Consider the following 24880-nt stretch of genomic DNA (forward strand, 5'->3'; position numbering starts at 1 on the left):
CCTAATCCTATTATAAACCATATTTCTTTAGGCGATGAAAAAAATAGCCGCTAACACGAAGTGATAACGGCAATGTAATCTACATATATTTTTGCCAATAACAAGAAAAGAAAAACCTTTTCCTACATTTATATCATAAAATGATGAATGACTCAACAAATGGAAACGCTGTTATATTAGTTATTACGTTTTGCAATCAAATCGCAAATAGATAGTAAATATTCATCTTGTAATTGCAAGGAACCAATAGCACCTTTTGCTTTTGCAATTGTTTCTTCTAAAATATCCTTTGCTCTATCTACAGTAAATAACGTCGTATATGTGCTCTTTTCGTTGGAAACATCACTACCAATCGGTTTTCCAATCTCTTCTTCGGTTCCTTCCACATCTAAAATATCATCTCGAATTTGGAAAGCTAGACCAATATATTTTGCAAACGCAAGTAACTTTTCTTCTTGTTCTTCTGTGGCATCAGAAAGTATCGATCCTGCAAGTACAGCGAATTCAAGTAGTTTCCCAGTCTTATGCTTATGAATATACTCCAACTCATCAATCGTAAGCTGTTTCCCTTCAGCTTCCATATCTGCCACCTGTCCGCCAACCATTCCTTCTGGTCCTGCCGCTTTTGCAAGCTCAAGTACAAGTCTTACTTTTTTTTCAGCAGAGATTTCCTTTTGTTCATATGCCATAATAACTTGAAAAGCATACGTCAACAAACCATCGCCTGCTAAAACTGCCATCGCTTCACCAAATACTTTATGATTTGTGGGCTTCCCTCTTCTTAAATCATCATCATCCATACAAGGTAAATCATCATGAACTAACGAGTATGTATGTATCATTTCAAGAGCACAAGCTGCACCTACTCCAAGATTTCTTTCTTTACCAAACGCTTGTAATGTCGCAAATAAAAGTAACGGGCGGAGACGCTTTCCACCCGCTTCCAAAGAATATGTCATCGCTTCACGAAGTACATTTGGACATTGTAATTCATTTGCATAACTTACAAGCTTCTCTTCTACGAAAGTTTTACTTTCTTTCAAAAAAGTATCAAAAGCAATAGTCACTATGCTTCATCTCCTAAAGCAGTAAACGGTTCAAGCTCTCCATCTTCCCCAAGAATAACTGCCATTTGTTCTTGTACGTTCTTCAACTTCTCATCACAAAGCTTAGATAATTCCATACCCTCTTTAAAATAAGAAATTGCTTCTTCTAAAGGTACGTCACCTTGTTCTAGCTTAGAAACGAGATGCTCAAGTTGCGAAATTGCCTCTTCAAAGCTTAATTTATTTTCCATTATTCAATTCACGCTCCTCTATGCCTGATACGCTACAATCTAGTATTCCATCTTGTAATTGAACTGAAACAGCATCTCCAAGGCTGACATCTTTCACACTTTTTAACACTTGCTTCTCTTCATCATATACAAGCCCGTACCCTCTCATCATTACTTTAAGCGGACTTAACGCTTCAAGCTTTTGAGCAACTCTTACAAAGGCAAATTCTTTCGTTTGAAGTAATGTTTGCATTTCACGTTGCAATTGCTTTTGCAATGTTTCAACCGCTACCTTCGTTTGCATAATTTTTTGAGCTGGGTGGTGCTTCTCTAAATAAAATGAAAGCTGTTTTAACTGATTTACCTTTTTATCAATATAACGCTCTTTCGCTAAAACAAGCTGTTCTAACGCTCTATCTAATTGCTCTTCTTTTTGCTCATATACTTGTCTTGGATAACGGAACGCATACGATTTTTGCAATACTTGTAGTTTTTCTTCTTTTTTATGTACTAACTCTCTCATCGCTCTTCGCAATCTTAGAGTTCTTTGTAATACCTTTTCTTGTAACTCTATAATGTTAGGCGCTGCCAGCTCAGCTGCTGCAGTCGGTGTTGGCGCACGTAAATCGGCAACAAAATCCGCAATTGTAAAGTCCGTTTCATGACCTACTGCCGAAATAATAGGAATCTCACTCTTAAAGATTGCCCTTGCTACCATTTCTTCATTGAAAGCCCATAACTCTTCAATAGAGCCTCCCCCGCGCCCAACGATTAGGACATCTATCTCTCCCATTTCATTCGCTGTACGAATCGCTTGTACAATTGAGGGAGCTGCTGACTCCCCCTGTACAAGTACCGGAAACACAATAACATTTCCAATTGGATAACGACGTTTAATCGTTGTTATAACATCACGAATCGCTGCCCCTGTTGGCGACGTAATCACACCTATTGTTTTAACATAAGGAGGAATTGTTTTTTTATAAACTTGAGAAAACAAACCTTCTTCCTCTAAACGAACCTTTAATTGTTCGTAAGCTAAATGCAGGTTTCCGACTCCGTCAGGCTGCATGTCTTGAATATAAATTTGATAAGAACCACTCGCCTCGTAAACGGAAATTTTCCCTTTCACAAGTACCTTCATCCCATTTTCAGGTCTGAATTTAATATTACGATTATGACCCGCAAACATAACCGCTGCGATTCTTGCATTTTCATCTTTCAATGTAAAGTACATGTGACCACGACTATGATTTTTAAAGTTGGAAATTTCACCTTTTAACCAAACAGACTGCAAATGCGGATCATATTCTATTTTTGTTTTTATATAGCGTGTTAACGCTGTAACGGTTAAATATTGTTTTTCCATTTCTCTCTCCTCATAGCCGACTCAAATTATTTACAAACGACACCTGCGCGCTTAGCAGATTCAACAGTATTATGAAGAAGCATTGTGATCGTCATTGGACCAACACCCTTTGGCACAGGTGTAATGTAACCTGCAACATCTAACACGTTGTCAAAGTCAACATCACCACAAAGTTTACCTGTTTCTAAACGGTTCACACCAACGTCGATTACAACCGCTCCTTCTTTAATATAATCAGCTGTTACCATTTTAGGTCGTCCAACAGCTACGATTAAAATATCAGCTAACTTCGTTAACTCTTTCATATTTTGCGTTTTAGAATGACAATAGGTGACAGTTGCATTTTCATTTAAGAACAATTGCCCCACTGGCTTGCCGACAATATTACTTCTTCCAATTACTACAACATGTTTTCCCGAGATATCAAGATTTGTTTCTTTTACTAATTCTACAATACCGTGCGGTGTACATGGAAGGAATGTATCTTGTCCCGTCATCATACGTCCCACGCTGATTGGGTGAAATCCATCTACATCTTTTTCTGGTGAAATTCTTTCAATGATAGCTTTTTCTTCAATATGTTTTGGTAAAGGTAATTGCACTAAAATGCCATTAATACGGTCATCGACATTTAAGCGATCGATTTCAGCAAGCAAACGCTCCTCAGTAATTGTTTCAGGAAGTTCAATTAGCTCTGAATAGATTCCTACTTGTTCACAGCCCTTTTCTTTTCCTTTTACATAAGAACGAGATGCTGGATCTTCTCCAACTAGAATAACTGCTAATCCTGGTACAATCCCTTGCTCTTTCAACTTCACAACTTCTTCTGTTAATTGTGCTCGTTTTTTCTCCGCAACTTCATTTCCTTTGATGATTACTGCTACCATTTTAAGATTCCCCCTTAAAGAAATTACAGTGTATCTTTTATATTAGATAAAACGCCGTTAATAAAACGACGAGATTCCTCATCCCCAAATGTTTTAGCAATTTCAATTGCCTCGTTAATTGTTACGTTGTGTGGAATTTCTTCCATGTATTTCATTTCATAAACAGCTACACGTAAAATACTGCGGTCAACAATACTAATACGCTCCAGCTTCCATTTTTTTAAGTTTTGACGAATCGCTTCATCAATTACTTCTTTATTTTCTACAAAACCTACTACAAGTGATTCTAGAAACTCATTTGTTTCTTCACCTTCATCTAGCGTGTTTTCCACCGCTACTTTCGGTTCTAATTCACCTGTAATATCCATTTGGTATAATGCTTGCATAGCTCTTTCTCTAGCCGTCCTACGTTTCATTGTAACTCTCCTTTATGCTTCAAGTCTTTCCTTATGCTTTGTTATATTATTATAATTTATAAGCCGTCAATTCACTTACTCTTACAGTTTTCATTGATTTTCCAACCTTATAATACAATGATAATAACACAATTTATCGTTTCACACACGGGTTACAAGGCTGAAAAATAATAAAAAGATTAACTTCAAGTTCCATATCTTATCACAATGTACGTTTTTTGGAAAAACGAAACATCTTCTTTTTGATTTCTTATTTTTTGAAATAGTATAATAATTAGAGGGTTTTAATTTGTGAAGAAATGAAACGATAAAAAAGATGCCTATGTTACTAGGCACCTTTTTCATTCTTACACTGGTTCGATTTCTGTTTTTTGTGTTTCGAATGTTACGCCAACGATGTGAACATTCACTTCTTTTGGCTCAAGCCCTGTCATTGTAAAGAGTGCCTGGCGAATGTTGTCTTGAATCTTTTGTGCAACAACTGGAATTGCTACGCCAAAATACATCACAACATAAAGGTCAACGATAATATCTTCGTTTGCTAATTCAACCTTTACACCTTTACCATGATTTTTCTTACCTAACTTCTCAACAACATCTGTAGCAAAATTACCACGCATTGCCGCTACACCTTCTACCTCAGCAGCTGCAATACCTGCGATTACTTCAATTACTTCTGGTGCAATTTCTACTTTACCAAGAGTTGTATCTTGACCCATATCTAACATATGTTCAGCCATGAAAAAAACCTCCTTTAATGTATCACTGCGTCACAAGTTCATGCTCTTCCAAAAATTTCGTATTAAACTCACCTTTTACAAAATCAGGATGATCTAGCAATTGCAAATGGAACGGGATTGTTGTATGTACGCCTTCAATGACAAACTCACTGAGTGCACGCTTCATTTTTGCAATTGCCTCTTCACGTGTTTTTCCGTGAACAATTAATTTAGCAACCATCGAATCATAGAAAGGTGGGATTGAATATCCCGGATATACAGCAGAATCGACGCGAATACCAAATCCGCCTGGTGGCAAGTACATTTCTACTTTACCTGGAGATGGCATAAATTTTTTGGCAGGGTTTTCCGCATTAATTCGGCATTCAATTGCCCAACCATTAAATTGTACTTCTTCTTGCTGTAACGATAACTTTTCTCCAGAAGCAACACGAATTTGTTCTTTAATTAAATCCATCCCTGTTACCATTTCAGTAACTGGATGCTCAACTTGAATTCTCGTATTCATCTCCATGAAATAAAAGCTTTTCGTTCTATATTCATAAATAAACTCAACCGTACCAGCACCTGTATAATCAACCGCTACCGCCGCTTTAACTGCCGCATCACCCATCTGCTTGCGAACATTTTCATCAAGTGCAGGTGATGGACTTTCTTCTAGTAGTTTTTGCAAGCGGCGCTGAATTGTACAATCACGCTCTCCTAAATGAATGGCATTTCCGTGTGTATCTGCCATTATTTGAATCTCAACATGGCGGAAATCTTCAACGTACTTTTCTAAGTATACACCAGGGTTCCCAAAAGCGGTACTAGCTTCTTGCTGTGTAATTTGAATTCCTTTTACAAGCTCTTCTTCATGGCGTGCAACACGAATACCTTTTCCACCGCCACCTGCAGTCGCTTTAATAATAACTGGATATCCAATTTGATTAGCAAGCTCGATCGCTTCTTCGGTATTTTTAATAATCCCTTGTGAACCTGGTACAATCGGAACCCCTGCTTCTTTCATTGTATCACGAGCAACGTCTTTTGTGCCCATCTTTGAAATAGCTTCTGGACTTGGACCGATAAAAATCAAGTTACATTCACGGCACAGCTCTGCAAAATCTGCATTCTCTGCTAAAAATCCGTATCCCGGATGAATTGCATCGCAGCCTGTTAACTTCGCAACACTAATAATGTTCGTCAAATTTAAATAGCTTTCTTTCGAAATCGTTGGTCCTACACAATACGCCTCATCAGCAATTTGTACGTGAAGTGACTCTTTATCTGCTTCTGAATAAATTGCGACTGTTTCAATATCCATTTCTTTACAAGCACGAATAATTCGTACAGCAATTTCCCCACGATTGGCTATTAATACTTTTTTTATCATCACAAAGACTCCCTTATTACGCTTTTACAAGAAATAGCGGTTGTCCATACTCAACAAGCTGTCCATTATTAACAAGAATCTCAACAATTTCGCCATCTACATCAGCATCGATTTCATTAAATAATTTCATAGCCTCGACAATGCATACGATAGAATCTTTCGATACTCTATCCCCTACACTTACATATGCAGGTGTGTCAGGCGAAGAAGAAGAATAGAATGTACCTACCATCGGTGATGTAATTTTATGTAGGTTCTCATGTTGAACAGATTTTTTCTCTTCTTGTTTTGGTACTTCCACTTGTGCTGCCGCTACTGTTGTTTCAACTTCAACAGGTGCTACTGGTTGCACGGCTTGTTTTGCTACAGGTGCTTGCACCGCAACAACTTCATTACCACGCTTTTTCATTTTAATTGTCGTACCATCTTTCTTGTATTCAAATTCATCAATATTAGAGCTATCAATTAATTTAATTAATTCACGAACTTCTTGAATTTTAAACATGTAAAATCCACTCCCATACTCTTGTTTGTCCCGTTTTTACAGATTCTCAGCACTAAAAACTAGATTGACTGTAAAAATACGATGTACTCTATTAGAAAATGTATTTCATTTACTAATAAAAATAGTTACTATTTCCATCTTACGATAAATTTTTTAAACATTCCAATTTATATTTCTTTATAATAAATCGAAACTCCTGTAAAAATATTATTCCAATAAAAATTTATTACCTAGTAATAATACCAAGTTTCACACAAAATTGGCAAGACCACTTCCTAAAAAACATTCCTTACTTTTTCAAAATGCTACACAGTAAACGTAGAATTACCGCTCCACCCTTCACCTCATCTATAGTCAATAACATATTTTTACCAAATATTATTTTTTTGTTTACACGTCGTTCATCATTCCTTCATATAAGAATAGTATGTTCAAAGTGTAGAAAATATATCGTATCGAGGTGTGGACATATGATATGGCTCATTCTCTTCTTACCTGCCGTAATGGTCTGGGCATTCGTTCTCTTCATCCACGTCAAATCTGGAAAAAGTAATCATCGTTACCATGAACCACTAATCTTTTACTCACAACGCATTTCTCCATTCCGAGTTGAACATAATAAAAACAACTACAAAGACGAAACAGAAAAAAGCTATCGAAAATGATAGCTTTTTTCTATAATTATTTTCAAACAATCCGATTCGTAAAAATTAATAATCCGCGGGGAATTTCCCCGCGGATTGTTAGTTTTTATTTTGTTGGTGGATCAAATTTCACACCTACATCTTTTGATCCGCCTTCACTTCTTACAAGCTGTATAATTTTGTTCGCTTCTTTTTGTGAATGCTTTGCTGCTTTCACAGTTACTCTAATGTCAGTTCCATCAGCTCTTACAAGGGCATCTTTATATCCTCCTTGAGACTTAATCACTGTCTCAAGTAATTCTTGCTTCGTTTCCATTGTAGTAATTGCATCAAAATTATCTTTCGCTTTACTCTTTTCTGTTGCTGAAGATTTTGCTGAATTCATCACTTCTTGTAATCTTGATTTTTCTTCACTTCGCTGATCTTCCATTTGCATACGTAATGCTGTGAAATTTTCATCACTTGATTGAACTGTTACATTAGCATCTTTTTTACTTGTTTCTTTTTGAGCACTCTCTTTTTTGTCTGTTTCCTTATTTGTTTCTTTATTTGATGTTTCCTTGCTTGTATTTTCTTTTTTTGGCGTTTCTTTAGGTGCTTCATTTGTTACTGCTTTGTCAGTACCTTGTTTTTCTTGTCCAATCTTTTCACCTGTTGCCGGCGATGCTGTATTCATTTTGTCAGGAGTTGTTACGTAATAAACAGATAGTACAACAACTAAACTTAACATCGTTAATAGCCAAACCGTTTGTTTTTTTAACACTTTATTTCCTCCCTATCAATTTTTCGGTGATACTGAAACACGATGGGCTGGTACATCTAGCAGCCGTATTACAGCTTCTTTTACCATCGCTTTAACTTGTATATTATCCACTCCCTTTGCTACAACAAGAACACCTCGCACTTTCGGTTTCTCTGTTCGTAAAACAACGGGAGTTTCTTTATCCCCTTCACGTATAATGACGGTCTTTTCATCAAGGGACTCATCTTCTACTTCCCTCTTACCACCTGTTTTATCTGTTTCACCTGTTGTTTGTGAACGTTTCACTGTATTTTTTTCTAATATTTTTTCTTCAGATGAATCTAAATTCACTTTAATCGTTACATCTTTTACTCCCGCTATTTCTTCTAAGGCTGCTTTCAATTCTTGTTCATACGCTTTTTCATACTTTTCTACAATTGACATACTATCATTATTTTTTTGTCCAAAAGTTGGTACGTCTTTTTCTTGGTTTTGCGTTTTTTGTTCTTTAAATACAGGTACTTCTTCCTTTTTACTTGAAAAGAGACTACTAAAAAACATAAGCAAAATTCCAAGTATGAGTAGGACAAGTAAAAACTTAGGTGTCACCTTTTTTCCCTTCTCATTGCTTTCCTTTTCATCCCCATTCAATAAGTTTCGAAAAAATGAGAACTTCGAATTTTTATCTTTATTGTCCATTTACTCTACCTGTCCCCCCCTCCATTTGAACTTGGATTTGTTTATTCTCTAGTTGCCACCTGCTTGAAAAGAAGTCTTTCATTTCTACATTCGTTTCCTCTACTTTTTTCGGCGGTTCTTTCGTGTTAATTTCAACTGGTTTTACTGTTTCGATTGCATCATTTTTACTACGTTCTTTTTCTTTCAACGTCACAACAACAGATTGAATATCTTTTGCTGACTTTACTTCCGCTGTACTTTCCACTGCGAATATTTGTATTTCAGAGACTGTCATACCATACTTTTTTTCGAATTCTTTTCCTACTTCTTTTTTCATTTTGGTAGCCATCTCTTCTAAACTATATGCACGTGTTAGAGCTTGTATTTCTTTTTTCTTCGAATCTATTGAATTTTTTACAGATCCTTCTGCTACGTACTTCTCTTCATTAAAATTTGCGATTACTTCATTCACATCTGTTTGCAGTAGTTTAAAAAGGGGCGTTAAGATTAAAACAACTAATAATAGACTTACAACGAATTTAACGTACTTTTGCAAATTTGAATTTGGAAGAATAAGATGAAGCATTGTCGCTAAGAGTAAAAAAACGATAATATTTCTAATCCACTCTGTAACAAATTGCATACCCTTCACCTCCTACCGCATCATAAGTGTAATGTTCCCCGCAGCAATAATAATTGTGATACTTAAAAAGAACATAAATGATACGATAGCTAAGCAAGCAAATACATAAATGATGCTTCGCCCGATAATATCTAAACATTGAATAATTGCTCCGCTACCAACTGGCTGTAATACTGCTGCTGCGAATTTATAAATAAACGCGATACAAAAAATTTGAATCGCTGGAAAAGCAACAATTAAGCATAGAATGACGAGCCCGATAATTCCGACTGTGTTTTTTAATAATCCCGATGCACTAATAACAGTATCCGCCGCCTCTGTAAACATTCTTCCTACTACCGGAATAAAGTTCCCTGTTACAAATTTAGCAGTTTTTACAGCGATTCCATCAGCAACAGCTGTCGCTGTTCCTTGTACAGATAATACCCCTAAAAAAATCGTTAAAAAAATACCGATAATTCCAACGCTAACGTTTTGCAGAAGCTTGGACAATTTCGTAACTTTATATTGATCACTCATCGTACTTACAATACTTAATATCGTTGCAAGTAATAAAAGTGGTAGAACGATATAATTCATCAAAAGCCCGCTCGTGTTCATTAAAAAGATGATAATCGGATGAAAAAACGATACAGATACAACACCACCTCCAGTTGCTATGAGTGCAAGCAAGATTGGCAATAGCGCTAATATGAAATCTACCATTGTTTGTATCGTTTCTCTTGCATATGTCATGACGACATAAAAACTATTTAAAGCGAAAATAATAAGTACCATATATACAACTGCATCCGCAATTTTACTTACACTACTCTTTGAAAATGCAGATTGCAGTGATTGCAACAATGCACTAAAAATTGTAAGCATAATGAGCGTTCCCAGCAGCTTCCCATTTGCAACAAGCTCGTGAAATAAATACTTTAATAAACCTAGCATCCACTCTTTTATAGAAATTTCTTTTTCTCCCTTTACAAACTCCATAAAACTACCTTTTTGACTCTCTGGTAAATAACCTCCATATTTTGTAACAAGCCCGTCCCAAAATTGCTTCACATCTTCAATTCCGAGCTTATCCAATTGTTGATCAACGACGTTTGTTTCTACAGGAGAAGCTTGTACAACAACCGGTAAAGAAAAGAAAAGGAAGCAAGCAAATAGCAGCTTAGCTCCAAACCCCCTCAACATTCACTCCCCCTTATCCCGTCGGTAAAAATCCGAGAATAGTTTCAATTACAACTGTCAAAATAGGAATCGCCATTACTAGAATTAAGATTTTTCCAGCTAATTCAATTTTCGAAGCGATTGCACCCTGCCCTGCATCTTTTGTAATTTGTGCTCCAAACTCAGCAATATAAGCAATTCCAATAATTTTCAGCAACGTTTCTACATATACATTGCTAACTTTTGCTTCACTCGCTACCCTCTCAATCATTTGTAAAATAGAGTGAATTTGATCAATTAAAAGAAGAAACATCACGCTACCTACGAACACAATAAATAACGACGTAATGCTAGATTTATGCTGATTCAATACAGCTGCTAAAAACGTAGCAACGAGGCCTAATCCGACAATTTGTATAATTTCGATTCGAACCGCCTCCTTTACTGGAAGAGAAAGACACTCTTAATCTTGTCGAATAGCGTATTAATTAAAAATGCCACATGAAATAAAATAACGACAAAACCGACAAGGATAACCCAATTTGCAATATCCTCTCGCTTTAATTCTTTTAGTACAGTATGAATAAAAGCTAAAACAATGCCGATTCCGGCGATTTGAAATATTAATCCAACATCAATGGACATCGCCTTTCTCCCTCCTATAGCAGTAAAATTACGATAAGTAGCCCCGCTAGTACTCCTAAGCTCTTGATCATTTTTTCATATTGCAGTTGTAACGCTTTCGCTTCTTCTTCTTCTCTCTCTAAATGTGTAATGCATAAGCGAATATGTTTTTGTTGTGATTCACGATCATGTTGTCCGAGTGTTTCACCAAATTGCTGCAAAATCTCGTACTCAGTTTGTTGAAATGCTGTTAGCTTCCAATTTTCTTTCAAACTATCTATCCAAGCTTCTCTTACTGTTTGTTCTCCGCTTTCTAGCCTTCTAGCGAAACTTTGAAATATCCAATTTAACGGCTTCGGCATTTGTTTCACTAATCGCTCGGCAGCTTCAGACAAAGGTGTGTGCCCATACATAATTTCTGCCTCTAATGATTGAAGTGCCGCTTTTAATAATCTAAGTTGCCTTGGTCTCTCACTGTATCTTTTAGCGTATGAAAATCCGAAAAAGGTGCTGACCGCAACGATTAACACTGCACCAAATATTTTCACCATACGCTTTGCGCCTTTCTATGAGGTAATACCGATTTTCCATATTTATCTTTTACTTGCATAACTGTTCCTGGCCCTCTTGCTTTTGATAGCTCCACAAACCTATCAAATATGCCGAGCTCCAGCACCGCCTTTAGTGATGGGCGTTTCAAAACATCATCATAAGAAAATCCATGTGCGCTTATAAAAAGCTGAACCCCTGCATGCACCGCCTCCATAATTGCTTCACTATCTTCTTTACGCCCAATTTCATCTACAATCAAAATATCTGGACTCATAGAACGAATCATCATCATCATTCCTTCAGCTTTTGGACATGCGTCTAACACATCTACTCGCGTGCCAAAGTCATATTGCGGAATACCTTTCACGCAGCCTGCAATTTCTGACCGCTCATCTACAATCCCCACTTTACAAGAAGGAATTTTCGAAACACTTACACCTTGACTCATACAACGTGCTACATCTCTTAAAAGTGTTGTTTTCCCCGTTTGCGGCGGGCCAATTACCATCGTGTTTAACCATCGTGATTCATACAAGTACGGTAAAAGTGGTTCAGCAATCCCTATTTTTTGACGAGCAATACGAATATTAAAGGAAGAGACATCTCGAATCATTTTCACTGCGCTTTTTTCTGTAATGACTTTTCCAGCTAAGCCGATTCTATGTCCTCCTCGAAGTGTCACATACCCACGTTTTAATTCCTCTTCCATCGTATAAATTGAGAATTGACTTAACTTATTCAATAAGTAAATTGCATCCTCTGCTGTAACGATATAGTCATAAAAAAACACTTCGCCATGAGCAATACACTCTAGCGGTCTTCCAATTCGAACACGAATTTCCTCTAGAGCATCGTATTGCTTACAACTTTCCACTAGCTGCTTCATCGTTTTCGGTAAAACTTCTAATACTTCTTTCATCAGCTTCTCCCCACTATACCTGGCTTACTTATTTCAACAACGCGATAAAAATGCAGCCAATTCCAAGCGCTAGAAAAAAGAGTTTCAAGAAAGAAATCTCACTTGCCACACTCGCTATGCCTATTGTCATTGTTAAAATTAATACGGTCGGTCCAACAAACGCCAACATACCATTTATAAACAATGCTTTTTTCGCATCATTCACATAAAGCATAAGCAAAGCGGCGAATATTTCCGCGCTACCTGAAAACAACCGAAGTAACCCCATTACAAGCACGGATGTTTCCATTGCCGCTAGCCACTGTTTCATTCTCCCACCTTCTCCCATAACGGTTACTAATGCTATATGCTGAAAAAGAATATATTTGTACAACCATATGCAGGGGTTGTCTATTTCAGAAGTAAAAACATAATTTTTCTCTGTCACCCTCATTTAATCTGAATATTCGTATTACCGAATGGTATTTTATGGTACATTTAATAAGAAAGGGGTTTTGACGATGCAGCACGTTCGTTTGTTACCACTAGATTTACGATATGCAAATGTGCTTTTCGAGCTATCAAGTGATCCACATGTAAAAAATGCATTAGGAATAAAGGTAGAAAAAATCGAAGACACGAAAGCGTTTCTTCTTTTTGCGATAGAAGAAGAGAACCAAAAGAAATCTTTATCCAGAGTGGTTCTAAATGAAGAAAATGAAATAATCGGCCTCACCACACTTAAACATATTAATTACGAGAAGAAGCAATCTCACATTGGCAGTTGGCTTGGCCATCCTTACTGGGGAAAAGGCTATAACGAGGCTGCTAAAAAAGAAATTTTAAAAATCGCTTTTTTAGATTTACAACTTACATACGTATTCGCTGGTGCTAAAACGAATAATATTCGCTCGTTAAAAGCACAAGAAAAACTACCGTACATTTCATTGCATGTGGAAAACAAGTTTCCAGAAGAACACGCTGCACTAGCGAAAGAAGTAAAGTCCCCTTGCTCACTGCATGTCGTATCACGTAAAAATTTTTTAAATTGGGTGAAATTACAAAGTGAGGAGGAAAAATATGAAGGTATTGAAAATTAGTTTAACAATTGTAATAGAATTAGCTCTTATTTATCTTTTTTCAAAATTGGTCGGTTGGTCATTTATGGAGACCTTTTTCCTTGGAAGTTTAGCGATATTTGCAATTATGTGGTTAATTATTATGAATACTCATAGAAACAACATTACGGATCACGCAATCAGTAAAACACTGACTGGCGTTGAGACTGGTGAAATAAAACCATTTCAAATCGTTTTCACTTCATATATGGCAGGCACTCTTTCACTTGTCTTAATTAGTTTTGTTATAACTGCAATTTACTATCTTCCTTACTTCCTATAAAAAAAAGCCCTCGTGATAATCACGAGGGCTTTTCTACTATGCACGAGAAACGTATTTACCTTCACCAGTGTTGATGATAAGCATTTCGCCTTCGTTAATGAAGATTGGTACTTGTACAACAAGACCAGTTTCTAATGTAGCTGGTTTTGTTACGTTAGAAGCTGTATCGCCTTTAATACCAGGCTCTGTTTCTGACACTTTTAATTCAACTGTGTTCGGAAGTTCAACACCAAGTACTTCATCTTGGTATGTCATAATAGATACTTCCATGTTTTCTTTTAGGAATTTAAGTTCACGCTCGATTTGGTTTTCACCAAGTTCGATTTGCTCGTAAGTTCCATTATCCATAAATACGTGAGACTCACCGCTCGCGTATAAGTATTGCATACGACGGTTTTCGATGTGTGCTTTTTCTACTTTTTCACCTGCACGGAATGTTTTCTCTTGAACAGATCCTGTGCGAAGGTTACGTAGTTTAGAGCGAACGAATGCAGCACCTTTACCTGGCTTTACGTGTTGGAAATCCATTACTTGCCAAAGGGCATTGTCCACTGAAATTGTTAAACCTGTACGAAAATCGTTTACTGAAATCATGTAAAAAAATCCTCCTGTATATTACAAAATAATAAGTTCTTTTGGTGATTTCGTAATTACTTCATTACCTTCACTTGTTACAATGATATCATCTTCAATACGTACGCCGCCAATACCTGGAATATAAATACCTGGTTCTACTGTTACAGCCATACCTGGTTCAAGTACTGTATCAGAACGGAACGCTAAACCTGGTGCTTCATGGATTTCAAGACCGATTCCATGACCAGTAGAATGTCCAAAGTATTCACCATATCCTTTTTCCGTTATGTAATCGCGCGTTAGCGCATCCGCTTCACGGCCTGTTAAACCAGCTTTAATACCGTTCACACCACGTAATTGTGCTTCTAAAACGATATTATAAATTTCTTTCAATTTATCAGATGGTTCACCAACTGCAATCGTACGAGTAATATCAGAACAATATCCTTTGTAATAAGCGCCGAAGTCTAATGTAACGAAATCTCCTGTTTCTATCACTTTTTCAGATGCCACGCCGTGCGGTAATGCCGAACGAAGACCTGAAGCAACGATAATATCAAACGAAGAAGATGTTGCTCCTTGTTTTCTCATGAAAAATTCAAGTTCATTTGACACTTCAATTTCAGATACTCCCGGGCGAATGAATGATAGAATATGTTCAAAGGCAGCATCTGCAATCTGTGCAGCTTCCTTTAATATCTTAATCTCTGAATCAGTCTTTATCAAGCGTAACTTTTCTACAAGCCCAGAAGTTGGGATAAATTCAGCATCGATCGCTTCTTTATGCGCTGAATAAGAACTATATGTAAGAGTATCTTGCTCAAAGCCAAGCTTTTGAATTCCTAGTTCCTTCACTTGCTTTGCAATTTCATCAATGATTAATCCTGCATGCTGTACAATCTCATATCCAACAGCTTGTTTACTAGCCTGCTCTACGTAACGGAAATCTGTAATAAATTGCGCATGGTTTTTCGAAATCAGTATAACACCAGCTGTTCCTGTGAAGTTAGCCATATACCTACGACTATGTTCATTTGTTAACAAAATACCGTCAATACCAGCCTCATCAAATGCACTTCTTAATCTTTCGATTTTCTCCATTACTTTATGCCTCCCTCAATTTCTCCATTAATGCAAATAACGCTAACTTATAGCCATAAAAACCAAATCCAACAATTTGTCCCGCACAAACAGCTGCCGTCACAGATTCGTGACGGAACGACTCACGCTGGTGAATGTTAGAAATATGTACTTCAATAACAGGAATCGAAATGCTCGCAATTGCATCTCGAATCGCATAGCTATAATGCGTAAATGCCCCAGGATTTAAAATGATCCCTTCATATGTATCTTCCGCCTCATGAATACGATCGATAATCGCACCTTCATGATTCGATTGGAAACATTCTAACTCCACTCCCAATGTTTCTGCTTCTTGCTTCATATCTGTTTCAAGTGTCGCTAGCGTGCCCTTTCCATATACATTTACCTCCCTGACACCGAGGCGATTTAGGTTAGGACCGTTTACGAGGAGTACCTTTTTCATATGCTTAAAACTCCTTAGTATTAAATATCTATACAACATTTTAACATAGGAGTTACTTATTTGAATAGTTCGTCTTCTCTTCTCCTTCTCTCTCAGCTTTATTGGTATTTACTGCGTAGGAAACAGAGTATGCTATAAACACACCATACAATATAAAAATGCATATCGTCGTCACAATTGTTTCTTTCGGTAAATGAAGTGCACTTTTAATGGCAGGCGCTATTAATCCCATTCCGAAAAATAGTAACGCCCACCAAAATAGCCCATAAATCACCCCTGGAATAATTCCTTCAAACTTTACCAAAAACGCTTTATACAAAAAGGCAATTAAAATCGAAAGTAGTCCCATACAAACAATTCCTGACACATTGCCCCATACCCCTTCTTTCCAGCTTCCAAAGGCAAATGGTAAAAGTAAATAGTTCGGTCCCGCTTCCGTAAATGAAAATATATGAAGGAAATACCATATCCCCCCCCAAAAGATTCCACCAAATAAACCAATTTGTACAAAATTCCTTGTTCCTAATTGTTCTTGACTCACATCGACACCTCCGCTCAATAGTATGCCCGAAACTATTTTGAACCATGTTTAAATACTGCAAAATTTGTCTATAAAAAGAATAAGAAATGTCCGACTCTCGTAACATTTTTCCTTGTCATATACTTGTATTTGTCGATAAAATAAAGGAAACTCGGTGATTGTCTTATTTCAAAATGACAGAACCCAGTATGACAATTGCCTCTTTTTCTACATAAGAGAGAAACAAATACAGGTTGGTGTTAACATGGCAGAAGAGTCAAAACAAATATATGGCGGGCAAGCAGTCATAGAAGGAGTTATGTTTGGCGGTAGAGAATATACTGTTACAGCGGTTCGTCGTAAAGATAAATCGATTGAATTTTATCGATTACCACGCGTTCGTAATAAAGCATTATCTATCCTGAAAAAAATTCCATTTTTACGAGGGATTGCCGCTATTGTGGATGCAAGTGCGAACGGAGCAAAACATTTAAACTTTGCTTCAGAACGATTTGATGTCCACCCAGAAGAAGACGCACAAATCGCAAATAACAAAGAAGAACAATCGAAATTAACGATGGTATTAGGAGTTGCAGCAGTTGGTGTTTTATCTTTCATATTCGGTAAAGTCATTTTCACAGCAGTTCCTGCACTACTAGCTGAATTAACGAGACCGATTTTCCCCTCTCATACAGGGCAAATCATTGTCGAAAGTGTCATTAAGCTCATGCTATTATTGAGCTATATATACTTTATTTCTTTAACCCCACTTATTAAGCGGGTATTTCAGTACCATGGTGCGGAGCATAAAGTAATTAATGCCTATGAGAATAATCTTCCAATGACTGTAGAAAATGTGCAAAAACAAACGCGCCTTCATTATCGCTGTGGCAGTAGCTTTATTATATTTACAGTCATTATTGGAATGTTTGTTTATTTCCTTGTCCCTACAGATCCACTTTGGGCCAGAGTCGTAAACCGAATTTTATTAATTCCAGTCGTTCTCGGCATTTCTTTTGAAGTGTTGCAATTTACAAATCGATTACGCGATATTCCAGTATTACGCATACTTGGATATCCCGGATTATGGCTGCAACTATTAACAACGAAAGAACCAACAGATGATCAAGTGGAAGTAGCCATTGCATCGTTTGAAGAATTATTACGTTTAGAAAACAAACAATAATTATTTAAAAATGGTGTTCAACTCCTTTCCTCATCGTTAATATACTATTTTTAATATATGTTTTTAGGAGGTGTTCCTTATGAACGGTCGTTCGTTTACATTCGCTATAGTTATGCTTATTATCGGATTAGCAATATTCGGCCTTGTTTCATCTGTCATTACAGATCCAATGGGAGTTTTAAAAAATATTGGTATCATGTTGGCTGTCGTTGGTATCTTTTATTTACTCTACAAAATGTTTACAAACTCTAGTGGTTCTGCAAATTCGCAAAGCTCTTATAAGCGTGCTGCAAAACAATCGAACCGCAAACATGGGAAACAAAACGTAGCACCCCTAAGCAATTCATTATTTAAATCAAATGCTTCTAATGACAAAGATAAAAAAGGGAATCCTTCCACTTTGAAGCGAAAAAGAAAACAATCTCATCTGACTGTCATTGAAGGTAAAAAAAACAAAAAGAAAGACCGTGCTTCCTTTTAGGAAATACGGTCTTTTTTTATACTTTGAAGCACTTCTTTCAAACTTTTATCTTTCATACTTTCAATTCGAAGGTGATGATTTTCAAATGGTAAATTCCGTGTCACATCATTAGGTACAACAACGCACTTTAATTCTGCTGCAATCGCTGCTTTCAATCCGTTTAACGAGTCTTCAAATACAACAACTTCAGACGGATCAATCCCTAAATCTTCTATTGCAATTTGATAAAGTGCTGGGTCTGGTTTTACCTTTTCAACATCTTCTCTCGTTTTAATGACTTCAAAATAATCTCGAATTTGTAGCTCTTCCAAAAAAGGAATAACCCATTCTCTAGATGAACTGGAAGCTAATGCGATTTTCAATCCCATTTCTTTCGCTTCCTCTAAATATTCTTTTACCCCGTCACGAGCTTCTGGTATTTTCATTTTCTCTTTATGTAAAGTTTTCACTTTTTCTTTTAATGCATGCTTGTTAAACTTCTCTTTTAATTGCTCATTTAAATATGCATATAGTACATCATCTGTCGTTCCAATACATTTTGCAAATTCCTCTAAAGGTAAATCTCCACCATACTCACGAACGGCGTCTCTGAAAGAGTGAAACCATATTGTTTCTGTGTCTACAATTAATCCATCAAAATCAAAAATAATTGCTTTCATAATTTCCCCATCCTTTTCGGTTGAAATAAAAAAGGAAACGACATACGTTCCCCTTAATTACTTTTCTCTTCATTTGCTTTTTGAACGCCACGAAGTGTTTCCACTCGAACCTCATCTTGTTCAAAATATTGCACTAGATCACCAATGCGGTCAATTGCTTCCCAACTTAAATGATGTTCGATTCCTTCTACATCATTGTAAATTTTACTTTCATCCAAACCGATAATACGCATAAATTGCTCTAGCAAGTCATGACGGTATACGAGACGTTCTCCGATTTTTTTACCTTTTGATGTTAATACAAGCCCTCTATATTTTTCATAAATTAGATATTCATCTTTGTCTAATTTTTGCACCATTTTTGTTACAGAGGATGGATGTACACTCAGCGCTTCAGCAATATCAGATACGCGGGCATAACCCTTTTCATCAATCAACAAATAAATTTGTTCAATATAATCTTCCATACTAGGGGTAGGCATCGGTTTCCTCCATCCAATTTCATTTTGCTCATTCCGTACGAAGCAATCAATAAAATGATACACCAGAAAGAATAACGTGACAAGTTGAAAACAAGCCTAAATATTTAAAAGAAAAAAGAACTTGCATTCCAATACAAGTTCTTTTCATGTAAAGTATTGAATTTCTGCATTAGGAAAAAAGTGATGAATATATCCTCTAATCGTTTCTTCCAATACTTCTGCATCATCTTTTTTATATACGTATTTCCCGATGCCATATCGTCCCCATTTATATTTGCGCTTCTCTTCATCCATTTCAAGCTTCGTATTCGGATAACGCTCTTGAATGACCTTTTTTGCTGGTTTTGTAAAGCGATGTTGAATTAATTCAAATGTTAAATTCGGTATCGACAAATCTTTTAGCGCATTGTACAGTCGCTCAAATAGTTCACGGTATCCTTCTTCCCATCCTTCATGCATATAAAGTGGTGCAACTATAAAGCCCAGTGGATAACCCGCACCTGCTACTTTACGAGCCGCTTCAATTCGTTCTTCAAAAGGTGATGTCCCTGGCTCAAAATTTTTGATTACATACCGTGAATTAATACTAAACCTGAAACGAGTTTTCCCATTATGTTTTGCATCTAATAAATGATCAACGTGCGAATATTTCGTAACGAAACGTAAACGCCCATGCTCACTTTCTCCAATGAATTCAATCGTCTGCTTTAATGCATATGTTAAATGATCAATTCCAACGATATCTGATGTACAAGCCGCTTCAAACCTTGTTATTTCAGGTGCTCTTTCATCCATATATTGCTTTGCCTTCTCAAATATTTCATCAAGATTCACATACACGCGAACGTAAGGCTTACTCCCCAGTGTTGTTTGCAAATAGCAATAATGACAATGTCCCATACACCCTGTTGCAAGCGGAATTGCATATTCAGCTGACGGTTTTGACGTATCAAACTTTAACGTCTTCCTCACCCCAACAACAAGTGTCGCCTTTGCATTACGATACTTTTGCAAATCATTTTCACCTGGCAAATTTCTAATTTGATTGTGTGATGTCGTTTCACGAATTTCTAATTCCATCTTCGTAAACTTCTCATAAAGCTCTTTTCCAAGCGGATATTCGAGCGCCCTCGGTTCAAAGTAAACGAGTTTTGGCATAAATGGTTTCATATGCTTCCCTCCTCTCGTTAGTATGGGAAACGCCGAGAAATTAACACTCATTAAAGTTTTCCACTTAGTAACTTGCGTTGCAAGTTACCGAATGTTATAATTTGGATATCAGCTACCTTGCAACGCAAGTTACCTGAATAAAAGGTGGTGAAACCATGCACAGCCAAATGTTAAAAGGTGTACTCGAAGGTTGCATCCTATACATCATTTCACAAGAAGAAGTGTACGGATATGAACTAAGTACAAAATTAAATACATACGGATTTACATTCGTAAGCGAAGGAAGCATATACCCGTTATTGTTACGTATGCAAAAAGAAAAATTGATTGAAGGAACATTAAAAGCCTCCTCACTCGGTCCAAAGCGAAAATATTATCACGTAACCGCTAAAGGATTAGAACAACTTGAAGAATTTAAACAAAGCTGGGGAATGGTTTCAACGACCGTAAACAACTTATTACAAGGGGAGTGATAGGGATGAAGGCGAAAGACATGGTTGAATTAAACAACAAAAAACGAGAACTCTTAACACCTGAAAACGAAGCTGCTTATGGTGATATGTTAGTATATCTTCGAATATCAAGCGTACCCGAGCAACAAATGGAGGAACTGTTGCTAGAAATATTAGATCATCTCATCGAAGCACAAGCAGAAAATAAAAATGCTTATGACATCTTTGGCGATGATTTACAGTCTTATTGCGATGAACTTATCTCAGCTTTACCAACCCAAACAAAGTTAGAAAAAACTTCTCTAATCGGTTTTATTATTAGCTTACTTCTTGCTATACAGTTTGGAATCGATGCAATTGTTTCATTTTTCATTTTGACCTTTGGAAATAATGCGGAACAATTTACTCCAGTTTTTAGTATCCCTGGAACTATTTTGTCTGTTTCACTCATTATTCTAGGAATACTGCTTATTTTATATTTATTAAAGCGTTACTCCTTTGATCAAAAAATAAATTGGAAAAGAAGAATTCTATTTGGATTTACGTTCGCTACTCCATTTTGTGCATCTGTATTTTTACATATTTATTTTAAAAAGCAACCTTATCTCATTTATCATCTAACTTTTTGGCAAAATGCCTTAATCGCTATCTTATTTTTTGTTTTATATAAATTACTATACAAAAAATCAAAATTTTAACAGCCCTTCAAAAGGCTGTTTTTCTTCTGTCTAATTTTACAAATTGAAAAATTTCATAAAGAAAATAAGAAAAATGCAAAATAATTAAAGTTAATTGTTGACGTGATGCTTTTATTATCGGTATCATAAATCTTCGTGAGCAATTATTTTTCGTTATACGATTTTTTTATTATTACTGAATTTTTGAGAGGAGAAATTAGATGTCAGTTAAGAAGAAAACGCAAGTACGCACCGGCAAAATGGTACGTGAACTAATGTTAGCAGACGAAGATGTAAATGCTTCGCTAATTATGGTATATAGTGAAAACGGTGTAAACGCAGAAATTAAAATCGAGGGCTTAACGCCGAAATGTAACGAAGAATTATTTTTGAGCGGAAACGTGGATTGGAACAAGAGTGTTATTTATAAAATTGTTGATTTCACTGGGAACGCTGAAGTTGGTAAAGTTACATTAACAGCGATGAACAAAAACAATGTTTCTCTAGAAGTTGAACGCGTTATGTGGAGCAAAGAAAATAAAGAAGCTGCTGAGCAAGAAGAAACAGTTGTAGAACCTACTCCGAAAAAAGAAGTAGTTGTAGAAGCTCCAAAAGCAGTTGCAGCCGCTCCAAAACCTGTTACGCGAGTAGAAACACCAGTAGCACCTAAACCTACTCCGGTACCAACGCCGAAGCCAGTAAGTGTAGAAGCAGCTGTGGAACTATCTACTCCAGCACCTGTGAAAAAAGCAGTACCAACTCCAGTTACAAAGCAAGAGACAGCACCGGTCGCTCCTGCAAAACCGAAGCAACCTGCTTTGACTGAAACAAATACAAAACTACAAGAAAATTATGTTAAACTTGTGAAAAAGACAATTGAAGTTTGTCAAGATTACGAGCTTGGCATCGACATAGATGATTCTATTGAAAGCTTAAAAGGAGAACTACAAAGCCAAGGTATTAGCGTTACATTCGACAAAGAAATTATGGACGTTGTAAATCGCCTTCGTTCTTTACAAGATAAAGGAATCAAAGTAGAAAAAGTACTTAATTTACTATAAAAAAAATAAGAGATGGCAATTGCCACCTCTTATTTTTTATAATTCCATTCCTTACTTTCATACTTCTCTTTTGCTAATGTTTGCACTTCATGTAACTGCTCTTCTGTTAATTCATACGGAACAAGCTCTACATCTAATCCTTTTTCAAACCCAACCTCAAACGCTTTAATTAGCTGCTGGATTGTAAACGTACGGTCTGTTAATTCATTAATTGCTACCGCTTTAGAAGAGAACATACTCTTCATACGTTCTTTTACACGTTCATTCGGGAATAAAAACAGATCGTATAATTCATCTAAATCTATTTCTAATGGAATCGATCCATGCTGTAATATCACACCTTTTTGACGTGTTTGCGCACTACCTGCGATTTTTCTTCCTTCTACTACAATTTCATACCAAGACGGTGCATCAAAGCATACGCCTGAACGTGGATTTTTTAAATTTTCACGGTCTGCTTCTGTTTTTGGAACTGCATAATACGCTTCTAATCCTAATGCCTTAAAACCGTCTAGTAAACCTTGCGAAATAATACGATACGCTTCTGTAACTGTTTTTGGCATATTTGGATGATCTTCAGACACAATAACACTGTACGTTAATTCTTTATCATGTAGTACACCCCTGCCGCCTGTTTGACGACGAACGAATCCATATTTCTTTTCGTTAACTACATCCATATTAATATCTTTTTCAACACGCTGGAAATATCCCACTGTTAATGTTGGTACTTCCCATTCATAAAAACGAATGGTTGGTGGCATTTTCTTTTCACTTTGCCAATTTAATAAACATTCATCTAACGCCATATTAAATGCCGGTGAACATTGACCAGAGTTAATATAACACCATTTTTCTTTTCCCATCCTGCACCTCATATAACCAATTATTTTTCACATTCTCTAGTCTACCAAATTCGACAAAATTTGTGAAAGAATACGAAATTTCTTCTTATATGCAAATGAATCTGTTGCATAAATACATACGGGCATTATAATATTGAAAGTAGGATAAGAAAAAAGGGAGCGATAGAATCGTGTCAACAACTTGGATTATTTTATTAGCCGTAATCGTAGCATTCATCGGCTACACTGTATGGATGTATTTCTATCAGAGAAAATTAATTAAAACACTTTCAGAAGAAGAGTTTCGCGCTGGCTACCGTAAAGCACAGCTTATCGATATTCGCGAAGCAGACGAATATACTGCAGGGCATATTTTAGGCGCACGTAACATTCCGTTATCACAAATTCGCCTTCGTCATAAAGAACTTCGTAAAGATCAACCAGTTTACTTATACTGCCAAAGTGGATTCCGTACTGGTCGTGCGGCTCAATACTTAAAGAAACAAGGCTACAAAGATTTCTACCAATTACAAGGTGGATTCAAAACTTGGACTGGAAAAATTAAAAAGAAATAATAACATACAAAAACTAGCTGAATTATCCAGCTAGTTTTTTCATTCCATATTATTCGCAATGTATAATAAATTTTGCTTAATCACATCTTTATCATGCTCTTGTACATTCCGATACAAGAGCTGATATTCAAGTCCTTTCTCTTTCCATATAAGCGTAGCAAATTCATCCCCTCGCCCAGAGTCATCCTTATTTTTAAAATAAGCGAACGCCCCATTATTCAATTTCATTTGTTCCTGAAATCGCTTCTCTTCCACGAGATCCGGAAAACTATAAGGAAAGTTCGCAACATTTAACTCAATGTACTCATTTCTACCTGGCTCCTGTTGTTTATATTTAATCATTAAGACAGCCTTCTTTTTTCCAATCGTTCTGACTTCCCCCTTCACATCACTCGTAATGTCATACGGTAAAAACGCTGGAACTTTAAATTTCACTGGAAAATATTTCGGAAGCTCCTTCAGCGGAATAGGATCCGTAACACGATCCATAGCTCCCCCTGTTGTTCCCACAAATCTTTTTTCTTCTTGCATCGTTTGCTGAAACGAACATGAACTTAGCACTAGACTAGAAAACACGAAACAAATGATTCTTTTTTTCAATTTGTTTCCGCCCTTTCTTCATACCGCTATCTTTACGAATGAAGCGTTTATATGCTATTCATATTCGCTTCATTAACAAACTCCCCCTTTGAAAACTTTCCACGTTATTCTCGCACATTTTGACAAAACTTCTTTTATA

The 24880-nt window shown here is 36.5% G+C and carries 35 protein-coding genes; 9 read left to right on the top strand and 26 right to left on the bottom strand.

Annotated elements, in window-relative coordinates; genetic code table 11:
- Nucleotides 1-176: 176 nt before the first annotated feature.
- The 8 genes from ispA to accB form a co-directional block, all read right to left on the bottom strand.
- Complete coding sequence (ispA, locus tag KZZ19_RS20405; RefSeq protein WP_088097705.1) at nt 177-1067, bottom strand: (2E,6E)-farnesyl diphosphate synthase; 891 nt, start codon at nt 1065-1067, stop codon at nt 177-179.
- Nucleotides 1067-1297 (bottom strand): exodeoxyribonuclease VII small subunit, encoded by a 231-nt coding sequence (gene xseB, locus KZZ19_RS20410; protein WP_000428423.1) that lies wholly within the window; start codon nt 1295-1297, stop codon nt 1067-1069. The genes ispA and xseB overlap by 1 nt, the downstream gene beginning before the upstream one ends.
- Nucleotides 1287-2645, bottom strand: coding sequence for an exodeoxyribonuclease VII large subunit (gene xseA, locus KZZ19_RS20415; protein WP_088097706.1), 1359 nt, complete (start codon nt 2643-2645; stop codon nt 1287-1289). The genes xseB and xseA overlap by 11 nt, the downstream gene beginning before the upstream one ends.
- Nucleotides 2646-2671: 26 nt before the next feature.
- Nucleotides 2672-3532: a bifunctional methylenetetrahydrofolate dehydrogenase/methenyltetrahydrofolate cyclohydrolase FolD gene (gene folD, locus KZZ19_RS20420; RefSeq protein WP_088097707.1), complete on the bottom strand. Its 861-nt coding sequence runs from the start codon at nt 3530-3532 to the stop codon at nt 2672-2674.
- 23 nt (nt 3533-3555) lie between these two features.
- Nucleotides 3556-3948: a N utilization substance protein NusB gene (nusB, locus tag KZZ19_RS20425; protein ID WP_000830249.1), complete on the bottom strand. Its 393-nt coding sequence runs from the start codon at nt 3946-3948 to the stop codon at nt 3556-3558.
- 347 nt (nt 3949-4295) lie between these two features.
- A complete protein-coding gene (locus KZZ19_RS20430) occupies nt 4296-4688 on the bottom strand; it encodes an Asp23/Gls24 family envelope stress response protein (protein ID WP_000807630.1) in 393 nt (130 codons plus the stop codon).
- Between the two features lie 22 nt (nt 4689-4710).
- The gene (gene accC, locus KZZ19_RS20435; protein ID WP_000592872.1) at nt 4711-6063 is read right to left on the bottom strand and encodes an acetyl-CoA carboxylase biotin carboxylase subunit; all 1353 of its coding nucleotides are present in this window, start codon (nt 6061-6063) and stop codon (nt 4711-4713) included.
- Nucleotides 6064-6079: 16 nt separating this feature from the next.
- Entirely contained in the window at nt 6080-6568 is a 489-nt protein-coding gene (gene accB, locus KZZ19_RS20440) for an acetyl-CoA carboxylase biotin carboxyl carrier protein (protein WP_088097708.1), read from the bottom strand.
- A gap of 470 nt (nt 6569-7038) precedes the next feature.
- On the opposite strand from accB, the gene KZZ19_RS20445 reads away from it, so the two are divergent.
- Nucleotides 7039-7233: a hypothetical protein gene (locus KZZ19_RS20445; protein ID WP_046957516.1), complete on the top strand. Its 195-nt coding sequence runs from the start codon at nt 7039-7041 to the stop codon at nt 7231-7233.
- Nucleotides 7234-7318: 85 nt separating this feature from the next.
- Here the strand turns inward: KZZ19_RS20445 and KZZ19_RS20450 are convergent, their stop codons facing one another.
- From KZZ19_RS20450 to KZZ19_RS20490, 9 genes are read right to left on the bottom strand one after another with little or no spacing between them, the layout of a single operon-like run.
- Complete coding sequence (locus KZZ19_RS20450; protein ID WP_088097709.1) at nt 7319-7975, bottom strand: SpoIIIAH-like family protein; 657 nt, start codon at nt 7973-7975, stop codon at nt 7319-7321.
- A 15-nt stretch (nt 7976-7990) separates the two neighbouring features.
- Nucleotides 7991-8653, bottom strand: coding sequence for a stage III sporulation protein AG (gene spoIIIAG, locus KZZ19_RS20455; protein ID WP_088097710.1), 663 nt, complete (start codon nt 8651-8653; stop codon nt 7991-7993).
- The gene (gene spoIIIAF / locus KZZ19_RS20460) at nt 8643-9275 is read right to left on the bottom strand and encodes a stage III sporulation protein AF (RefSeq protein ID WP_088097711.1); all 633 of its coding nucleotides are present in this window, start codon (nt 9273-9275) and stop codon (nt 8643-8645) included. Before spoIIIAF ends, spoIIIAG begins: the two co-directional genes overlap by 11 nt.
- A 12-nt stretch (nt 9276-9287) precedes the next feature.
- The gene (spoIIIAE, locus tag KZZ19_RS20465; protein WP_000943696.1) at nt 9288-10460 is read right to left on the bottom strand and encodes a stage III sporulation protein AE; all 1173 of its coding nucleotides are present in this window, start codon (nt 10458-10460) and stop codon (nt 9288-9290) included.
- A gap of 10 nt (nt 10461-10470) precedes the next feature.
- Nucleotides 10471-10854, bottom strand: a complete 384-nt coding sequence (gene spoIIIAD / locus KZZ19_RS20470; RefSeq protein ID WP_079998460.1) for a stage III sporulation protein AD — start codon at nt 10852-10854, stop codon at nt 10471-10473.
- 23 nt (nt 10855-10877) lie between these two features.
- Nucleotides 10878-11081: a stage III sporulation protein AC gene (spoIIIAC, locus tag KZZ19_RS20475; protein WP_000020914.1), complete on the bottom strand. Its 204-nt coding sequence runs from the start codon at nt 11079-11081 to the stop codon at nt 10878-10880.
- A 14-nt stretch (nt 11082-11095) separates the two neighbouring features.
- Nucleotides 11096-11611: a stage III sporulation protein SpoIIIAB gene (spoIIIAB, locus tag KZZ19_RS20480; protein WP_016086319.1), complete on the bottom strand. Its 516-nt coding sequence runs from the start codon at nt 11609-11611 to the stop codon at nt 11096-11098.
- Nucleotides 11605-12531 carry a stage III sporulation protein AA gene (gene spoIIIAA / locus KZZ19_RS20485; protein ID WP_237979470.1) on the bottom strand — a complete coding sequence of 309 codons (927 nt, stop codon included), beginning with the start codon at nt 12529-12531 and terminating at the stop codon, nt 11605-11607. Before spoIIIAA ends, spoIIIAB begins: the two co-directional genes overlap by 7 nt.
- A 28-nt stretch (nt 12532-12559) precedes the next feature.
- The gene (locus KZZ19_RS20490; protein ID WP_000816054.1) at nt 12560-12841 is read right to left on the bottom strand and encodes a YqhV family protein; all 282 of its coding nucleotides are present in this window, start codon (nt 12839-12841) and stop codon (nt 12560-12562) included.
- A gap of 190 nt (nt 12842-13031) precedes the next feature.
- Between KZZ19_RS20490 and KZZ19_RS20495 the strand changes: the two genes are divergently transcribed.
- Both KZZ19_RS20495 and KZZ19_RS20500 read left to right on the top strand, forming a co-directional pair.
- Nucleotides 13032-13610, top strand: coding sequence for a GNAT family N-acetyltransferase (locus KZZ19_RS20495; RefSeq protein WP_237979471.1), 579 nt, complete (start codon nt 13032-13034; stop codon nt 13608-13610).
- A complete protein-coding gene (locus tag KZZ19_RS20500; protein ID WP_098341808.1) occupies nt 13591-13911 on the top strand; it encodes a hypothetical protein in 321 nt (106 codons plus the stop codon). The genes KZZ19_RS20495 and KZZ19_RS20500 overlap by 20 nt, the downstream gene beginning before the upstream one ends.
- Before the next feature lie 36 nt (nt 13912-13947).
- On the opposite strand, the gene efp is transcribed toward KZZ19_RS20500, so the two are convergent.
- From efp to KZZ19_RS20520, 4 genes are read right to left on the bottom strand one after another with little or no spacing between them, the layout of a single operon-like run.
- Nucleotides 13948-14505, bottom strand: a complete 558-nt coding sequence (gene efp, locus KZZ19_RS20505) for an elongation factor P (RefSeq protein ID WP_000626521.1) — start codon at nt 14503-14505, stop codon at nt 13948-13950.
- Between the two features lie 21 nt (nt 14506-14526).
- The gene (gene pepQ, locus KZZ19_RS20510) at nt 14527-15588 is read right to left on the bottom strand and encodes a Xaa-Pro dipeptidase (RefSeq protein ID WP_088097714.1); all 1062 of its coding nucleotides are present in this window, start codon (nt 15586-15588) and stop codon (nt 14527-14529) included.
- Between the two features lie 4 nt (nt 15589-15592).
- A complete protein-coding gene (aroQ, locus tag KZZ19_RS20515; RefSeq protein ID WP_088097715.1) occupies nt 15593-16033 on the bottom strand; it encodes a type II 3-dehydroquinate dehydratase in 441 nt (146 codons plus the stop codon).
- A gap of 52 nt (nt 16034-16085) precedes the next feature.
- Nucleotides 16086-16574 carry a YqhR family membrane protein gene (locus tag KZZ19_RS20520; protein ID WP_140392547.1) on the bottom strand — a complete coding sequence of 163 codons (489 nt, stop codon included), beginning with the start codon at nt 16572-16574 and terminating at the stop codon, nt 16086-16088.
- 244 nt (nt 16575-16818) lie between these two features.
- On the opposite strand from KZZ19_RS20520, the gene KZZ19_RS20525 reads away from it, so the two are divergent.
- Nucleotides 16819-17739: a DUF1385 domain-containing protein gene (locus KZZ19_RS20525; protein ID WP_237979472.1), complete on the top strand. Its 921-nt coding sequence runs from the start codon at nt 16819-16821 to the stop codon at nt 17737-17739.
- Between the two features lie 79 nt (nt 17740-17818).
- Nucleotides 17819-18220: an SA1362 family protein gene (locus KZZ19_RS20530; RefSeq protein WP_237979473.1), complete on the top strand. Its 402-nt coding sequence runs from the start codon at nt 17819-17821 to the stop codon at nt 18218-18220.
- On the opposite strand, the gene KZZ19_RS20535 is transcribed toward KZZ19_RS20530, so the two are convergent.
- The 3 genes from KZZ19_RS20535 to splB form a co-directional block, all read right to left on the bottom strand.
- Nucleotides 18217-18879, bottom strand: coding sequence for an HAD family hydrolase (locus KZZ19_RS20535; protein WP_237979474.1), 663 nt, complete (start codon nt 18877-18879; stop codon nt 18217-18219). The two genes, KZZ19_RS20530 and KZZ19_RS20535, sit on opposite strands and share 4 nt — an antisense overlap.
- Before the next feature lie 53 nt (nt 18880-18932).
- Nucleotides 18933-19361, bottom strand: a complete 429-nt coding sequence (mntR, locus tag KZZ19_RS20540) for a transcriptional regulator MntR (protein WP_001143071.1) — start codon at nt 19359-19361, stop codon at nt 18933-18935.
- A 144-nt stretch (nt 19362-19505) separates the two neighbouring features.
- Nucleotides 19506-20531 carry a spore photoproduct lyase gene (gene splB, locus KZZ19_RS20545; RefSeq protein WP_237979475.1) on the bottom strand — a complete coding sequence of 342 codons (1026 nt, stop codon included), beginning with the start codon at nt 20529-20531 and terminating at the stop codon, nt 19506-19508.
- A gap of 155 nt (nt 20532-20686) precedes the next feature.
- Between splB and KZZ19_RS20550 the strand changes: the two genes are divergently transcribed.
- The 3 genes from KZZ19_RS20550 (at nt 20687) to KZZ19_RS20560 (ending at nt 22721) form a co-directional block, all read left to right on the top strand.
- Entirely contained in the window at nt 20687-21004 is a 318-nt protein-coding gene (locus KZZ19_RS20550; RefSeq protein ID WP_088097720.1) for a PadR family transcriptional regulator, read from the top strand.
- Between the two features lie 5 nt (nt 21005-21009).
- Entirely contained in the window at nt 21010-21681 is a 672-nt protein-coding gene (locus KZZ19_RS20555; RefSeq protein WP_237979477.1) for a DUF1048 domain-containing protein, read from the top strand.
- Between the two features lie 200 nt (nt 21682-21881).
- Nucleotides 21882-22721 carry a hypothetical protein gene (locus KZZ19_RS20560; RefSeq protein WP_088097723.1) on the top strand — a complete coding sequence of 280 codons (840 nt, stop codon included), beginning with the start codon at nt 21882-21884 and terminating at the stop codon, nt 22719-22721.
- 29 nt (nt 22722-22750) lie between these two features.
- Here KZZ19_RS20560 and KZZ19_RS20565 read toward each other — a convergent pair whose 3' ends face one another.
- Nucleotides 22751-23587 carry a lipoate--protein ligase family protein gene (locus KZZ19_RS20565; protein WP_016086306.1) on the bottom strand — a complete coding sequence of 279 codons (837 nt, stop codon included), beginning with the start codon at nt 23585-23587 and terminating at the stop codon, nt 22751-22753.
- A gap of 170 nt (nt 23588-23757) precedes the next feature.
- Between KZZ19_RS20565 and KZZ19_RS20570 the strand changes: the two genes are divergently transcribed.
- Nucleotides 23758-24141, top strand: a complete 384-nt coding sequence (locus tag KZZ19_RS20570; protein ID WP_000108656.1) for a rhodanese-like domain-containing protein — start codon at nt 23758-23760, stop codon at nt 24139-24141.
- Between the two features lie 39 nt (nt 24142-24180).
- Here KZZ19_RS20570 and KZZ19_RS20575 read toward each other — a convergent pair whose 3' ends face one another.
- The gene (locus KZZ19_RS20575; protein ID WP_237979593.1) at nt 24181-24717 is read right to left on the bottom strand and encodes a DNA polymerase III subunit delta; all 537 of its coding nucleotides are present in this window, start codon (nt 24715-24717) and stop codon (nt 24181-24183) included.
- Between the last annotated feature and the right edge of the window lie 163 nt (nt 24718-24880).

It is taken from the genome of Bacillus thuringiensis (genome assembly GCF_022095615.2).
Classification (GTDB): Bacteria; Bacillota; Bacilli; order Bacillales; family Bacillaceae_G; genus Bacillus_A; species Bacillus_A cereus_AG.

Excerpts from the sequence above, each read along its gene's own strand:
- xseB (WP_000428423.1), bottom strand. The coding sequence starts at position 1,297 with ATGGAAAATAAATTAAGCTTTGAAGAGGCAATTTCGCAACTTGAGCAT.
- xseA (WP_088097706.1), bottom strand. The coding sequence starts at position 2,645 with ATGGAAAAACAATATTTAACCGTTACAGCGTTAACACGCTATATAAAA.
- folD (WP_088097707.1), bottom strand. The coding sequence starts at position 3,532 with ATGGTAGCAGTAATCATCAAAGGAAATGAAGTTGCGGAGAAAAAACGA.
- nusB (WP_000830249.1), bottom strand. The coding sequence starts at position 3,948 with ATGAAACGTAGGACGGCTAGAGAAAGAGCTATGCAAGCATTATACCAA.
- KZZ19_RS20430 (WP_000807630.1), bottom strand. The coding sequence starts at position 4,688 with ATGGCTGAACATATGTTAGATATGGGTCAAGATACAACTCTTGGTAAA.
- accC (WP_000592872.1), bottom strand. The coding sequence starts at position 6,063 with ATGATAAAAAAAGTATTAATAGCCAATCGTGGGGAAATTGCTGTACGA.
- accB (WP_088097708.1), bottom strand. The coding sequence starts at position 6,568 with ATGTTTAAAATTCAAGAAGTTCGTGAATTAATTAAATTAATTGATAGC.
- KZZ19_RS20445 (WP_046957516.1), top strand. The coding sequence starts at position 7,039 with ATGATATGGCTCATTCTCTTCTTACCTGCCGTAATGGTCTGGGCATTC.
- spoIIIAG (WP_088097710.1), bottom strand. The coding sequence starts at position 8,653 with ATGGACAATAAAGATAAAAATTCGAAGTTCTCATTTTTTCGAAACTTA.
- spoIIIAF (WP_088097711.1), bottom strand. The coding sequence starts at position 9,275 with ATGCAATTTGTTACAGAGTGGATTAGAAATATTATCGTTTTTTTACTC.
- spoIIIAE (WP_000943696.1), bottom strand. The coding sequence starts at position 10,460 with ATGTTGAGGGGGTTTGGAGCTAAGCTGCTATTTGCTTGCTTCCTTTTC.
- spoIIIAC (WP_000020914.1), bottom strand. The coding sequence starts at position 11,081 with ATGTCCATTGATGTTGGATTAATATTTCAAATCGCCGGAATCGGCATT.
- spoIIIAB (WP_016086319.1), bottom strand. The coding sequence starts at position 11,611 with ATGGTGAAAATATTTGGTGCAGTGTTAATCGTTGCGGTCAGCACCTTT.
- spoIIIAA (WP_237979470.1), bottom strand. The coding sequence starts at position 12,531 with ATGAAAGAAGTATTAGAAGTTTTACCGAAAACGATGAAGCAGCTAGTG.
- KZZ19_RS20490 (WP_000816054.1), bottom strand. The coding sequence starts at position 12,841 with ATGAAACAGTGGCTAGCGGCAATGGAAACATCCGTGCTTGTAATGGGG.
- KZZ19_RS20495 (WP_237979471.1), top strand. The coding sequence starts at position 13,032 with ATGCAGCACGTTCGTTTGTTACCACTAGATTTACGATATGCAAATGTG.
- KZZ19_RS20500 (WP_098341808.1), top strand. The coding sequence starts at position 13,591 with ATGAAGGTATTGAAAATTAGTTTAACAATTGTAATAGAATTAGCTCTT.
- efp (WP_000626521.1), bottom strand. The coding sequence starts at position 14,505 with ATGATTTCAGTAAACGATTTTCGTACAGGTTTAACAATTTCAGTGGAC.
- pepQ (WP_088097714.1), bottom strand. The coding sequence starts at position 15,588 with ATGGAGAAAATCGAAAGATTAAGAAGTGCATTTGATGAGGCTGGTATT.
- aroQ (WP_088097715.1), bottom strand. The coding sequence starts at position 16,033 with ATGAAAAAGGTACTCCTCGTAAACGGTCCTAACCTAAATCGCCTCGGT.
- KZZ19_RS20525 (WP_237979472.1), top strand. The coding sequence starts at position 16,819 with ATGGCAGAAGAGTCAAAACAAATATATGGCGGGCAAGCAGTCATAGAA.
- KZZ19_RS20530 (WP_237979473.1), top strand. The coding sequence starts at position 17,819 with ATGAACGGTCGTTCGTTTACATTCGCTATAGTTATGCTTATTATCGGA.
- KZZ19_RS20535 (WP_237979474.1), bottom strand. The coding sequence starts at position 18,879 with ATGAAAGCAATTATTTTTGATTTTGATGGATTAATTGTAGACACAGAA.
- mntR (WP_001143071.1), bottom strand. The coding sequence starts at position 19,361 with ATGCCTACCCCTAGTATGGAAGATTATATTGAACAAATTTATTTGTTG.
- splB (WP_237979475.1), bottom strand. The coding sequence starts at position 20,531 with ATGAAACCATTTATGCCAAAACTCGTTTACTTTGAACCGAGGGCGCTC.
- KZZ19_RS20550 (WP_088097720.1), top strand. The coding sequence starts at position 20,687 with ATGCACAGCCAAATGTTAAAAGGTGTACTCGAAGGTTGCATCCTATAC.
- KZZ19_RS20555 (WP_237979477.1), top strand. The coding sequence starts at position 21,010 with ATGAAGGCGAAAGACATGGTTGAATTAAACAACAAAAAACGAGAACTC.
- KZZ19_RS20560 (WP_088097723.1), top strand. The coding sequence starts at position 21,882 with ATGTCAGTTAAGAAGAAAACGCAAGTACGCACCGGCAAAATGGTACGT.
- KZZ19_RS20565 (WP_016086306.1), bottom strand. The coding sequence starts at position 23,587 with ATGGGAAAAGAAAAATGGTGTTATATTAACTCTGGTCAATGTTCACCG.